The organism is Pseudomonas reactans (assembly GCF_013385825.1).
Classification (GTDB): domain Bacteria; phylum Pseudomonadota; class Gammaproteobacteria; order Pseudomonadales; family Pseudomonadaceae; genus Aquipseudomonas; species Aquipseudomonas reactans.
Map to the genome: position 1 here is coordinate 67,195 of NZ_JACAPG010000014.1, position 12,924 is coordinate 80,118.

Consider the following 12,924-nt stretch of genomic DNA (forward strand, 5'->3'; position numbering starts at 1 on the left):
TTAATATGTGCGTATTGCACATATAGGTGATCCAGTATGAAAGCGCAATTCGCTGTCGATGTACTGATTTGCGGTGCCGGTGCCGCCGGCCTGACCTTGGCGATCGACCTGGCGAGAAGGGGTATCACTTTTCGGCTGATCGAAAAAAATGCGCATCCCTTCCAGGGTTCACGCGGCAAAGGTCTCCAGCCAAGGTCTCAGGAAGTGTTCGAAGACCTGGGGATTCTCGACCGTCTGATGGCAGTGGGTGGAGTCTATCCGACTGACCGGCGCTACCGCGACGATGGCAGCTACAGCGAAACAGAATTCACCGAATCCAAGGCGTCGATGCCCGCCGAGCCTTACCGACAACCGTTGATGGTGCCGCAGTTTTTGACCGAGCGCGTGATGCGCGAGCGTCTGCTTGAGTGGGGGCATCAGCCTGAATTTGCTTGTGAACTGGTTGGGTTTGAGCAGGACGGCAACGCAGTCACCGCACGGCTGATCGGCAACGCAGGTGAAGAACACATCCGTGTGCGTTGGTTGGTGGGTGCTGATGGGGGGCGCAGTTTTGTTCGACACGCCCTGGATATCGGCTTTCCCGGCAAGACCCTTGGCGTACGCGCTTTGGTGGCGGATGTCGAACTTAGCGGCCTCACGCGTGATGCCTGGCACCGTTTTGGTGACGGCGACATGCAGCGCCAGATTGCGATATGCCCCCTGGCCGGCACCGATCTGTTCCAGATTCAGGGGCCGATTCCCGCGGATCTTGACGTCGATTTCAGTGCCGAGGGGCTCACCGCAATCATCGCCCATCGCACCGGTCGCGCCGATATCCAGGTGCACGCGGTGTCTTGGTCGTCGGCCTACACCATGAATGCCCGCCTGGCGGATCAATACCGCGTGGGGAGGGTGCTGCTGGTGGGGGATGCCGCCCATATCCACCCACCCACCGGCGGCCAGGGCCTGAATACCAGCGTGCAGGACGCGTACAACCTGGGCTGGAAGCTGGCGGCGGTGGTACAGGGGGCACCTGATGATTTACTGGATACCTATGAAGCGGAGCGTCGGCCTGTCGCCGCTTGCGTGCTTGGTTTGTCCACCCAACTGCTGGGTGAGATGAAGAACGGCGAACTGCGTCGGGGCAGGGAAGTGCATCAGTTGGATATTGCCTATCCAGAGTCCTCGCTGGCGTTGAAGAGCTCCGTGCGTAAAGGCGTTGCAGCGGGCGACCGGGCGCCGGACGCGCCGGTCCTAGGTGCCGCTGGACAGGCGTTGCGGCTGTTCGATCTGTTCAAGGGAACGCACTGGACGGTGCTCGGTTATGGCGTGGCGCGCGGGGTGGTGCCTGCTCGGCCGGGCGTGCATGTCCATATAGTTGGACCTGAGGGTGACGTGCTCGACGACCAGGGCTACGTTAAACATGCCTACGAACTGGCGATGGGCGAGTGGGTGCTGGTGCGGCCTGATGGGTATATCGGTGCGATTGGGTCGTCAGCGAACACCGATGTCCTGGACGCTTACCTTCAGCAGGTTTTGCCGTATGCGCAAGGTGGATGGCAGGGCTTGAAATCGCGTTAAGATGCCGCCTGGACTTCAGGTTGATCAAGGATTTTGCATGGCGCTTATCACCGAACGTGTAGCACAGGCCCGTAGCGGCACCAACGACAAGGTTATATGCCGCATGGCCTCGGGCTGGGCGGTCATGGGTGATGTACAGTTTCTCCCTGGTTACTGCCTGCTGCTGCCTGACCCGGTCGTTGCCAGCCTGAACGACCTGGACACCGAAGCCCGCACTGCCTACCTGCTGGACATGGCCCGCCTTGGCGATGCGGTGTTGCAGGCCACCGGTGCGTTGCGCATGAACTACGAAATTTTGGGCAATTCCGAGCCGGAGCTGCATTGCCATCTCTTCCCGCGCTATGCCTCGGAACCGGACGACAAACGCACGATGCCGGCGTGGTTTTATGACTGGAAAAACGCACAGCCGTATGCGGAGGTCGACCACGGGGAGATGCGCAAGACGATTGCGCAATTGTTGAAAACGACGCCATCGGCCTAAGAAAGGGATGGATTCAATGCGCGAACGAAAGGCGTCACGCCTGCTGGTGATCAACCCCTCCCAGGAGGTGCTTCTGTTCAGGTTCGTCCATAAAGACGGACCATTGGCCGGGCAAAATTATTGGGCTACGCCTGGCGGTGGCGTAGAGGCTGGTGAAACCTTCGAGGTGGCTGCAATACGCGAGCTGCGTGAGGAAACGGGAATCAAGGTTGACACTGTTACGGCGCCCATCGCGGACCGCAAGGTTCCCTTGATGTTGCCTTGCGGGGAAACGGTGTTGGCGATTGAGCAGTATTACGTGGTTCACGCACCCGATGAGGCACTGTCAAAAGCGGAATGGACCGCCCATGAGACTCAGGTCATGGCGGATCATCGTTGGTGGTCTGCCAATGCGCTGCGCTCTACCGAAGAGACAGTCTGGCCGCAATCACTGATCGATATGCTTGTGAAAGAGGGCGTTTTTCAACCCGCTACCTGACCGTCGTGGTCAACAATGAACCAGGATTTCGTCGGTCTTCATCACGGCGGCATAGTCCATCGCCAGGTTGCTCAGCGACAGCGCATGCACGTCTTCAGCAGGCCACAGGCGCCCGGACAAATCGGTTTGATCGAAGGTGTAGCACGCATCCGAAACCACCGTCACCGCAAAACTAAGGTTGCCGCCGGAGCGTGCCGTGGCCTCGACCGAGTTGTTGGTGATCACGCCGACGATCACCAGTTGCCGGATCCCGCGTGCATGCAGCCAGCGTTCCAGCCCTGAGGCGACGAAGGCATCCGGAACGTTCTTTTCGACCACATGTTCATGTGCCAGCGGTTGCAGCGCGGGCTGGAATTCGCAACCCGGTTGACCCGGCCAGAACACCGAATCGGGCGAGCGGGACATGTGCCGGATGTGAACAACAGGGCGGTCGGATTGACGCCAGGCTGTCAGCAGACGCTGTATCTGCACTTCGGCGTCGGGGTTGTTGCGTCGACCTAGCTTTGGCTGGTTCATACCTTGCTGCATGTCGATGATCAGCAGTGCAGCGTTGCTGGTTAACGGTTGCATGGCACCTCCTTTTGCGGGTGAGGCCCGAAACATACCACGACGGTAAACGGTCATGAAGGTTGGGTTTACTTGAAGGACATTGACGGAATAAGGATTAGATCAATGATTCGCAAAGCGTTACCTGGCGACGCCAACGCCATCGCCCAGGTGCATATCCGCAGTTGGCAGGCAGCCTATCGTGACCTGATGCCTGCCGAGTTTTTGAATGGCTTGGACGCAACGCTGGCCCGGCGAGAATCCTTCTGGGTTCGCTCGATTGAGTCGGGGGAGTCCGATGTGTGGGTCGCGGAGCTGGACGGGCACGTTGTCGGCTGGATATCGGTCGGTGCCAGTCGTGACGAAGAAGCTGCCGGAGCAAACACCGGTGAGGTCATGGCCATTTATGTTTTAGCCAGGTATTGGCAAGCCGGCGTTGGGCTGGCGTTGTGGAACGCGGGCCTGCAGTTCTTGATAGAGCAAGGGTATGAGTGTTTGACGCTTTGGGTGTTGAGCCGTAATGAAAGAGCTGTCCGATTTTATCGCAGGGCGGGCTGCGTAGCGGATGCAGGGAGTGAGCGCACTCTTCAGCGGGGCGGCGCAACACTGGAGGAAGTGCGGTATCGGTTAATCTATGCTGCACAAAAAGGGGAGGTCCATGACGGAACATGAATTATTTTGGCAGATTTAATTGAGCGTCGCCGTAGTAGGTACGCTGGGGCACTTATGAATGACTCGGTTGAGGACTATTGCCTGTGAGTATTGACCTGTGAGGATACTGAGCTGGTCCAGCTGTAGCCAGAGAGGCTAGGTATCTACGATTTCTTACATTCAGGAGCGCACGCTCATGACCGACCGCTTCCGACCCATAGCGGCCATACACGAAGGCTCAGCTACAACACGTGTAAATGCGGTTTAGTGGATGAGATTCAGTGTATTTTTGGCCCGCTCACCACAGCAATGCCTCAACTTCATCATATTTCTCAGCGACCTTAAGGAAGGGTTCCGCCCAACCACTGCTGAGGCTGACTTCTTGCAGGGGACCGGTTGGAGCAAACAGAACTGCAAATTTTAGCCTTTCGGGTAACACGCCAGACTTCAGCGTACTGACCAACCCTAGCAATTCTTTTTTTGCCTGTGCTTCGTCCTCCCAACTTGACCAGCAGAAGTCATTGTCCGGAAGAGAAATAAGCTCAATGGCTGCTTCAAGAACATGGATGAGACTTTCAATAGGGAAGTCGTGATTTAACTCGCCATGAATCAGCTGCCTTGCACGATCCAAATTCATAGGGTGACTGCCTTCTTCCTGTTTGTGGCGGTTAAAACAGCATTGAGGCTAGCGCGTACAGGGATGGAGAAACAAGGGAGAAGCCCCCTATTTCCGAACGTCTGCTTTGGGCCGAAAGCGGCCGAAACCGAGTGCTCTGCAAGAAGCTCACGGAAAGTCTGTATGCCAGGGTCAGAGTCCATGGCTCCGTATCTGCGACTGACGTGATAGCCCATATTTACCTCGTGTGTTCAGGTGGGATTTAGCGCATTCACATACGCACGAAACATATCCGCCATCCCGTGCGCATAAACTGCAATTTCTTCCGCCGTTCGCGGACTGTTGGAGAACTCCTTCCCGACTGAACTGAGGGTGGTCAGGATCAAATCACTGGCCAACGTACGCGTGTCAACCGACACCTCAGGCAACAACTCCAGCATGAACCCCTTGAACGCCTGCCGTCCCGCCGCGCGCACCTCCAGGGCCTCCGGCGCATCACGGTAGATCGGCGCCGCATCGTTCAGCGCCCCGCGCATTTGCGCTTCTTCGCATTCTGACTGGATAAAGGCGTGCACCACGCTACGCAAACGTTGCAGCGGCGTCTCGTCGTGGTTTTCCAGGATGCCGCGCAGCATCTGGGTGGTCTGCTGCCACTCCTCACTCTGCAACCGGAACAGAATCGCCGCTTTGTTGGGGAAGTACTGGTACACCGACCCCACGCTCACGCCGGCCTTTTCCGCGACCCGTGCGGTGGTGAAACGTGTGGCGCCTTCCTTGGCCAAAACCTGAATAGCCGCTTGCAGAATCGCCGCCACCAACTCGGTGGAACGAGCCTGTTGCGGCTGTTTGCGCGTGGAAATACGTGGGGTCTGGCGGCTGGTCATTCGGGGCTCCTGAAGCAAGGCTAATGCGAATAGCGAAGGATGCGAATCACTCGCATACTTTTAATGCGACGAATTAGTCGCATCTTAGTCCCAACTCACTGGAAATCAATTATGTCGAGCCTGACCACCGCGCCTCTGGCGCCCCTGATTGAACGTCTTTATGCCCAGGCCGATGCGGCCACCAGCCCACTGCTGAACTCGGTCTCTCAGGCAGAACGCGAGCGGCTGATGCACAGTAAAACCGAGTATGTGGCGCTGTATTCGATGCTCAAGGACCTGTGGCTGCCCGTGTCGCAGGACACCGGCAAGCTGCTCTACATGCTGGCGCGCAGCAACAAGGCGCGGGCGATTGTCGAGTTTGGCACTTCGTTTGGGTTGTCGACCTTGTTCCTGGCTGCCGCGCTGCGTGACAACGGCGGCGGTGTGCTGATCGGCAGCGAATTCGAAGCCTCGAAGATCGCCCTGGCGCGCGAGCATTTCATCGAAGGCGGCGTGAGCGACCTGATCCACATTCGTGAAGGTGACGCGCTGGTGACCCTGGCCAGCGACCTTCCTGAATCTGTCGACCTGCTTCTGCTGGACGGCGCCAAGACGCTGTATAGCGACGTGCTGAACCTGGTGGAACCCCACCTTCGTCCTGGCGCATTGGTAGTCGCGGACAACACCGATTATTGCCCTGAATACCTGGCCTACGTACGCGCCCCGGAGAACGGCTATTTGTCGGTGCCCTTTACCGATGACATAGAACTTTCAATGCGCCTGGGCTAATCGAGGACTCAACTCATGCATGTATTTGTCACGGGAGCCACCGGTTGGGTCGGCTCCGAAGTGGTCAAGGACTTGATCAATGCCGGCTACCTGGTGACCGGCCTGGCTCGCGCCGACGATAAGGCGCGGGCGCTCGCCGCCACCGGCGCCAAGGTGCTGCGCGGCACCCTGGATGACTTGGACACCTTGCGCCGCGCGGCGTGGACGGCGGATGCGGTGATTCACACCGCGTTCAATCACGACTTCTCGCGCTTTATCGAAAACTGCGAGCAGGACCGCAGGGTGATTGAGGCTTTTGAGTCGGTGTTGAGAGGTTCGGATACGCCGCTGATCGTCACTTCAGGCTTGTCCGGCCTGCCACGCGATGCGGTCGAGGCAGACCTGCCGAATGCCGCATCGCCACGCCAGTCCGAAGCCGCCGCGAGGGCGCTGGCTGCACGCGGTGTGCGTGCGGCAACGGTGCGCCTGGCGCCGTCGGTGCATGGTGTGGGCGACCACGGTTTCTTGCCGATCCTGATCCGCCTGGCCCGCGAAACCGGCGTGTCGGCGTATATCGGGGAGGGGCAGAACTGCTGGTCGGGGGTGTACCGCACCGATGCGGCGCGAGTGTATCGCCGGGTGCTGGACGATGGTCTGAGCCAAGCGGCGTATCACGCGGTCGCGGACCAGGCAGTGCCGTTCAAGGCGATTGCCGAGGTGATCGGGCGGCGGTTGGGCGTACCGGTGGAATCCCGGCCACGCGAACATTTTGGCTGGTTCGCCAACATGGCCGGCGCCGATATGGCCGTGTCCAGTGAGCAGACCCGTGAACGGTTGAAGTGGACACCGGTGGGTCCGGGTTTGCTGGCGGACCTTGATCAAGCCGATTACTTCAGGCGCTGAAGGAGGATTTTGATGACACAACACAGAACCGTACTGATGAGTATGTTGCCGATTACGTTGGCGGTGTTCGTCGGTTTCCTGATTATCGGCATGCAGTTGCCCGTGTTGCCTTTGCACCTGAATCAGACATTGGGCATGGGCACGCTGGTGGTGGGCGTGGTGATTGGTGCGCAGTTCGCGGCGGCGTTGCTGTCGCGGGCCTGGGCCGGCAATTTTGCTGATATGCGTGGCCCCAAGCGCGCCATGTTGCTGGGCATGCTGGTGGCGGCCAGTTCGGGGTTGTTCTATCTGGCTTCGCTGGCGTTTGTCGATTCGCCGGTGCTGTCGGTTTGGTTGCTGCTGGCTGGACGTGTGGTGTTGGCACTGGGCGAAAGCCTGGTCATCACCGGCTCCATGGGCTGGGGCATGGGGCGGGTAGGACCACAGAATACCGGTAAGGTGATGGCCTGGATCGGTATCGCGATCTACGCCGCCTTCGCGCTGGGTGCGCCGTTGGGTGTGGCAATCAACAACCAATGGGGGTTCAGTGGGCTGTCCATTGCCAGCTTGATCATGCCGTTGTTGGCGGTTGGCATCGTGATCGGTGCGAAGGGCGTTGCACCGACCAGTCAGCGGCGTACGTCGTTCTACTCGGTACTCGGGGCGGTCTGGCTGCCGGGCTTGGGGCTGGCATTTTCCAGCATCGGCTCTGGCGTGATTGCTGCCTTTGTCGCGCTGCTGTTTGCGTCCAAGGATTGGGGCAATGCGTCGTTTGCGTTTACCGCGTTCGGGATCGCATTTATCGGTGCGCGGATTTTTTTCGGGCATCTGCCGGACAAGCTCGGCGGTGCGAAGGTTGCGCTGGTCTGTGTGTTGATCGAAGCGGCGGGGCAATTGCTGATCTGGGGCGCGAATGATCCGTTGATGGCGTACCTGGGCGCAGCGCTCACAGGGTTTGGTTATTCGCTGGCGTTCCCAGGGTTTGGAGTGGAAGCGATCAAACGCGCACCGCCGCACACCCGTGGGCTGGCAATGGGCGCGTATGTGGCGTTCCTCGATGTTTCCCTGGGCATCGCGAGCCCGTTGGCTGGGGCTTTGGCTGGGGCGGCAGGGGTGGCATCGGTGTATTTGGCAGGTGCGGTCGCGGTGGCGCTGTCGGGGTTGGTCGCTTGGGCGTTGCTGGCAAAAAAACCGTTGCTCAGCGCTTGCTGAACGCCAGCCGTGCAGCGAACAACACAAAGATCAGGCCGGTGGTGCGGTCCATCCACTGGATGACCTTTTCACGGCGCAGGAAACCGGAAAGCGGTTGTGTAGCACCGATCAATACCAGAGACCACACCAGGCCGAGCACCACATGGATGCTGACCAGACCGAACGTCCAGAGGATCAAGGGCTGGCCTTGGGGAATGAACTGCGGCAGGAAGGATACGTAGAAAATCCCCACCTTGGGGTTGAGCACGTTGCCCAGCATGCCCTTGATAAACCAGTTGCCGGCAGGTTTGCCCTCCACCTCGGTGCCCGCCAATGAGCGGCGCGGGCGCAGCAACATGTTCAAGCCCAGCCAGGCCAAGTACGCGGCGCCGCAGTACTTGAGCAGGTTGAAGGCAACTTCCGACACCGCAATCAACGCACCCAAGCCAAAGGCAACCGCCGCGCCCCACAACAGGCAACCGGCGTTGATCCCCAGCGTGGCTTGCAACGCCTGGCGCTTGCCTTCCACCGTGGCGGTCCTGAGCACCAATGCGGTGTCGAGACCGGGCGTGAGCGTCAGCAGCGTGGCGGCGAAGGTGAAGGCGAGGAGGTTATCGGTGATGGACATGGGGGATTCATGATTGGCTGGGCGTTACACCCAGCATATAGGCAATAGCGGAGAGCGAGCGAGCTTGTTGTGGCGAGCAGGCTTGCCCTGCGGTGGGCTGCGAAGCAGCCCCAAAACCAGGCACTGATGTGCGGCTGATACACTGCGGCCCATATTGATGGGGCTGCTGCGCAGCCCAACGCAGGGCAAGCCTGCTCGCCACAGGGAGCTACAGTTAGCCAGACTCATTACAGAGAACCTGGCTCACCACAGAGCAGTAAACGAAGGCTCAGCGATTGAACCGCTCTACCAACGCATACTGGGTGGACGCGTTGTTCGTCAGCTCCTTGCTCAGGTCCGTGGATTGATGGGCTTGTATCGACGTCTGGTCGGCCAGTTCGGCGATGGTGGTGATGTTGCGGCTGATTTCCTCGGCGACCGCGCTCTGTTCCTCGGTAGCGGCGGCGATCTGGGTGGTCATGTCGGTGATATGGGACACGGCTTCGCTGATGCCGACCAGCGCCTGGTCCGCCTCCAGCACCCAGGCCACGCCTTCCTGGGCCTGGCGTTGGCCGTGTTCCATGCTTTGCACGGCATTGTTGGAGGACGCCTGCAGCTGGGTGATCAACCCGTGGATCTGGGTGGTGGACTGGGACGTGCGTTGTGCCAGTTGCCGCACTTCGTCGGCCACCACGGCAAAACCACGGCCTTGCTCGCCGGCACGCGCTGCTTCGATGGCGGCGTTGAGGGCCAGCAGGTTGGTCTGGTCGGCAATGCCTTTGATCACATCCACCACGCTGCCGATTTCGTCGCTGTCCTTGGCCAATTGCGCCACGGTGGCGCCGGTTTCGCTGACCACCGCTGACAGGCGTTCGATCGCCTCACGGGTGTCGCGGGCCACTTCGCGTCCGCGCCCGGTCAGGACGTTGGCTTGCTGGGTGGCGTCGGCGGTGCGTTGCACGTGGCTGGCGACTTCCTGGGTGGTGGCGGCCATCTGGTTGACAGCGGCCGAGACCTGTTCGGTTTCGACACGCTGGCGGTCCAGGCCCTTGGAGCTGGCGGTGGCCAACTGATCGGATTGCCCGGCGAGGGCGCTCAGTTGCTCGGCGCTGTCCTGCAGGCGGGTGAGGCAGGTCTTCAGACGTGCGTTCTGGCTGAGAAACGCCGTTTCGAGACGTGCCTGTGGCCCGCTGGCGTCGCTGTACATCTGCGCGATCAAGGCATCCGAGGTCGAGGGCTCCACACCGTGCAACAGACGCAATGTGCTGCCTTGACGCGAGCGTAAGCAGAGCACGCCCACCGGGATTGCAACTGCAACGGTCACAGCAATGGCGACGGGCGCGCTAAGGAACAAACCGGCGAGACAGCCAGTAAGCCCGGTTGTCACATACGGCACACAACTGATGGCCGCCGGCAGCCAGGCATCCTGCCGCGGAACGGCCGGTTTGCCTTGGCTGATGCGCCGGTACAGGGCCTGGGCCCGACGGATTTCATCCGCCGTGGGTTTGACCCGCACGGACTCGAAACCCACGACTTTGCTGCCATCGAAGATCGGTGTGACGTAGGCGTTGACCCAATAATGATCGCCGTTTTTCGAGCGGTTCTTGACGATGCCCATCCAAGGCAGGCCTTGCTTGAGTGCACTCCACATGTGCGCAAACACGGCGGGGGGCACATCGGGGTGACGCACGATGTTCTGCGGGGCGCCAATCAAATCGGCGCGTTCAAAGCCGCTGATCTCGACAAAGGCATCGTTGCAGTAAGTGATGACACCTCGGACATCCGTGGCGGAGATGAGTTTTTGCGAAGGCGCGAGGGAAATCTCACGCTGTGTTACGGGCTGGTTATTGCGCATTCCGACTACTCCCTGGTTGCCCTCAGTCCATCGGCGCCATCTGCGAAAAGGTTAATCCACATTGGCCAATTCGCCAGCCACTGGTCAAAAGCCTGAAACTTCCCGGTGAAACCCCTCATAATGGCGGCCATTTTTGTTTAGCCGTTATTCTGGTGTGCCCCCATGGAAATCAAGGTCAATTTTCTCGACAACCTCCGGCTTGAAGCCAAGTTCGACGACTTCACGGTGATTGCCGACCAGCCCATCCGCTACAAAGGCGATGGCTCGGCACCGGGGCCGTTCGATTACTTCCTGGCGTCGTCGGCGTTGTGCGCGGCGTACTTCGTGAAGCTGTACTGCCAGACGCGCAATATCCCCACCGAGAACATTCGCCTGTCGCAGAACAACATCGTCGACCCGGAAAACCGCTACAACCAGATCTTCAAGATCCAGGTCGAGCTGCCGGCGGACATCTCCGACAAGGACCGCCAAGGCATCCTGCGTTCCATCGACCGTTGCACGGTCAAGAAAGTGGTGCAGGCCGGGCCTGAGTTCGTCATCGAAGAAGTCGAAAACCTGGACGCCGACGCCCAGGCCTTGTTGATGCCCAACTCGACCTCAGAGGGTGGCACTTATATCGCCGGCAAAGACCTGCCGCTGGAACAGACCATTGCCAACATGTCCAGCATCCTCGCCGGCCTGGGCATGAAGATTGAAATCGCGTCGTGGCGCAATATCGTGCCGAACGTGTGGTCGCTGCATATCCGCGACGCGCATTCGCCGATGTGCTTCACCAACGGTAAGGGCGCGACCAAAGAGGGCGCCTTGGCGTCGGCATTGGGCGAGTTCATCGAGCGGCTCAACTGCAACTTCTTCTACAACGACCAATTCTGGGGTGAGGAACTGGCGAATGCGCCGTTCGTGCATTACCCGGATGAGCGCTGGTTCCAGCCGGGCCCCAACGACGAGCTGCCCAGCGAAATCCTCGATGCCTACTGCCTGAAGGTCTACAACCGCGAGGGCGAACTGCGTGGTTCGCACCTGTTCGACACCAACTCCGGCAACGAAGCGCGCGGGATTGTGTCGCTGCCGTTCGTGCGCCAATCGGACGGTGAAGTGGTGTACTTCCCGTCCAACCTGATCGAAAACCTCTACCTCAGCAACGGCATGAGCGCCGGCAACACCTTGGCTGAAGCCCAGGTGCAGTGCCTGTCGGAGATCTTCGAGCGCGCCGTGAAGCGTGAAATCATCGAAGGCGAGTTCGCCTTGCCGGACGTGCCTGCCGAGGTGCTGGCCAAGTACCCTGGCATTCTTGCCGGGATCCAGGGCCTCGAAGCCCAAGGCTTCCCGGTGCTGGTGAAAGACGCGTCCCTGGGCGGTGAATTCCCGGTCATGTGTGTGACCCTGATGAACCCGCGCACGGGTGGCGTGTTCGCCTCATTCGGCGCGCACCCAAGCCTGGAAGTGGCGCTGGAACGCAGCCTCACCGAACTGCTGCAAGGCCGCAGTTTCGAAGGCCTCAACGACTTGCCGCAGCCGACCTTCGAAGGTCAGGCGGTGACCGAGCCGAATAACTTCGTCGAGCACTTCATCGACTCCAGCGGTGTGGTGTCGTGGCGTTTCTTCAGTGCCCAATCGGATTACGAATTCGTCGAGTGGGACTTCTCAGGCGAAGGTGAGGATTCCAACGCCCAGGAAGCTGCGACCCTATTCGGGATCCTGGAAGGCATGGGTAAAGAGTCCTACATGGCGGTGTACGAACACCTCGGCGCCACCGCGTGCCGCATCCTGGTGCCGGACTACTCTGAAATCTACCCGGTGGACGACCTGATCTGGGACAACACCAACAAAGCGCTGTTTTTCCGCGAGGACATTCTCAACCTGCACCGCCTCAACGAGGAAGAGTTGCAAGCGTTGGTCGAGCGCCTGATCGAAAGCGAGCTGGACGACTACACCGATATCACCACCCTGATCGGCATCGAGTTCGATGACAACACTGCCTGGGGCCAACTGACCATCCTGGAGTTGAAGCTGCTGATCTTCCTGGCCTTGCAGCAATATGAAGAGGCCAAGGAGTGCGTGGAGATGTTCCTGCAGTACAACGACAACACCGCTGAGCGTGGCCTGTTCTACCAGGCGATGAATGCGGTGCTGGAGATGGAACTGGACGAGGACCTGGAACTGGCGGACTACGAAGCCAACTTCCGCCGCATGTTTGGCAATGAGCGGATGGATGCGGTGATTGGTTCGGTACAGGGTGATGTGCGCTTCTATGGTTTGACTCCGACCAGCATGAAGCTGGAAGGGCTGGATCGGCATTTGCGCTTGATCGACAGCTACAAGAAGCTGCATGCGGCGCGAGCCAATATCACCTCAGCCTGACGCAAATCCTTGTAGGAGCTGGCTTGCCGGCGATGCAGGCACCTCGGTGTTTCTGGTGTACCGAG

Annotated in this window: 12 protein-coding genes and 2 pseudogenes; 8 read left to right on the forward strand and 6 right to left on the reverse strand. The window is 59.7% G+C overall.

Going from position 1 to position 12,924, the window contains the following annotated elements:
- The first annotated feature begins 36 nt into the window (after positions 1-36).
- Genes HX868_RS16805 through HX868_RS16815 form a run of 3 tightly spaced genes read left to right on the forward strand, consistent with a single transcriptional unit; the run spans position 37 to position 2,519 of the window.
- Positions 37-1,560, forward strand: a complete 1,524-nt coding sequence (locus HX868_RS16805) for an FAD-dependent oxidoreductase (protein ID WP_177003640.1) — start codon at positions 37-39, stop codon at positions 1,558-1,560.
- A gap of 37 nt (positions 1,561-1,597) precedes the next feature.
- Positions 1,598-2,041 (forward strand): HIT family protein, encoded by a 444-nt coding sequence (locus HX868_RS16810; protein WP_095016443.1) that lies wholly within the window; start codon positions 1,598-1,600, stop codon positions 2,039-2,041.
- Positions 2,042-2,057: 16 nt separating this feature from the next.
- The gene (locus tag HX868_RS16815) at positions 2,058-2,519 is read left to right on the forward strand and encodes an NUDIX hydrolase (protein ID WP_177003641.1); all 462 of its coding nucleotides are present in this window, start codon (positions 2,058-2,060) and stop codon (positions 2,517-2,519) included.
- Positions 2,520-2,528: 9 nt separating this feature from the next.
- On the opposite strand, the gene HX868_RS16820 is transcribed toward HX868_RS16815, so the two are convergent.
- A complete protein-coding gene (locus HX868_RS16820) occupies positions 2,529-3,089 on the reverse strand; it encodes a cysteine hydrolase family protein (RefSeq protein WP_177003642.1) in 561 nt (186 codons plus the stop codon).
- A 102-nt stretch (positions 3,090-3,191) separates the two neighbouring features.
- Between HX868_RS16820 and HX868_RS16825 the strand changes: the two genes are divergently transcribed.
- Positions 3,192-3,737, forward strand: a complete 546-nt coding sequence (locus tag HX868_RS16825) for a GNAT family N-acetyltransferase (RefSeq protein WP_095016440.1) — start codon at positions 3,192-3,194, stop codon at positions 3,735-3,737.
- A 277-nt stretch (positions 3,738-4,014) separates the two neighbouring features.
- Here the strand turns inward: HX868_RS16825 and HX868_RS16830 are convergent, their stop codons facing one another.
- Entirely contained in the window at positions 4,015-4,353 is a 339-nt protein-coding gene (locus HX868_RS16830) for a hypothetical protein (protein ID WP_074893646.1), read from the reverse strand.
- Positions 4,354-4,583: 230 nt separating this feature from the next.
- Positions 4,584-5,216 carry a TetR/AcrR family transcriptional regulator gene (locus HX868_RS16835; RefSeq protein WP_177003643.1) on the reverse strand — a complete coding sequence of 211 codons (633 nt, stop codon included), beginning with the start codon at positions 5,214-5,216 and terminating at the stop codon, positions 4,584-4,586.
- A gap of 111 nt (positions 5,217-5,327) precedes the next feature.
- Between HX868_RS16835 and HX868_RS16840 the strand changes: the two genes are divergently transcribed.
- The 3 genes from HX868_RS16840 to HX868_RS16850 are packed head-to-tail and all read left to right on the forward strand — an operon-like array spanning position 5,328 to position 8,057.
- Positions 5,328-5,984: an O-methyltransferase gene (locus tag HX868_RS16840; RefSeq protein WP_177003644.1), complete on the forward strand. Its 657-nt coding sequence runs from the start codon at positions 5,328-5,330 to the stop codon at positions 5,982-5,984.
- Between the two features lie 15 nt (positions 5,985-5,999).
- Positions 6,000-6,866: an SDR family oxidoreductase gene (locus tag HX868_RS16845; protein ID WP_177003645.1), complete on the forward strand. Its 867-nt coding sequence runs from the start codon at positions 6,000-6,002 to the stop codon at positions 6,864-6,866.
- 12 nt (positions 6,867-6,878) lie between these two features.
- Positions 6,879-8,057 carry an arabinose transporter gene (locus HX868_RS16850; protein WP_177003646.1) on the forward strand — a complete coding sequence of 393 codons (1,179 nt, stop codon included), beginning with the start codon at positions 6,879-6,881 and terminating at the stop codon, positions 8,055-8,057.
- Here HX868_RS16850 and HX868_RS16855 read toward each other — a convergent pair.
- The 3 genes and pseudogenes from HX868_RS16855 to HX868_RS31255 all read right to left on the reverse strand — a co-directional run.
- Complete coding sequence (locus HX868_RS16855; protein WP_177003647.1) at positions 8,044-8,664, reverse strand: LysE family translocator; 621 nt, start codon at positions 8,662-8,664, stop codon at positions 8,044-8,046. The two genes, HX868_RS16850 and HX868_RS16855, sit on opposite strands and share 14 nt — an antisense overlap.
- Before the next feature lie 268 nt (positions 8,665-8,932).
- Positions 8,933-9,877 (reverse strand): annotated as a pseudogene (locus tag HX868_RS31250) (methyl-accepting chemotaxis protein); the annotation flags it as partial.
- A gap of 348 nt (positions 9,878-10,225) precedes the next feature.
- Positions 10,226-10,498 (reverse strand): annotated as a pseudogene (locus HX868_RS31255) (PAS domain-containing protein); the annotation flags it as partial.
- 162 nt (positions 10,499-10,660) lie between these two features.
- Between HX868_RS31255 and HX868_RS16865 the strand changes: the two are divergent.
- Positions 10,661-12,859 (forward strand): OsmC domain/YcaO domain-containing protein, encoded by a 2,199-nt coding sequence (locus HX868_RS16865; protein ID WP_177003649.1) that lies wholly within the window; start codon positions 10,661-10,663, stop codon positions 12,857-12,859.
- Positions 12,860-12,924: the final 65 nt, after the last annotated feature.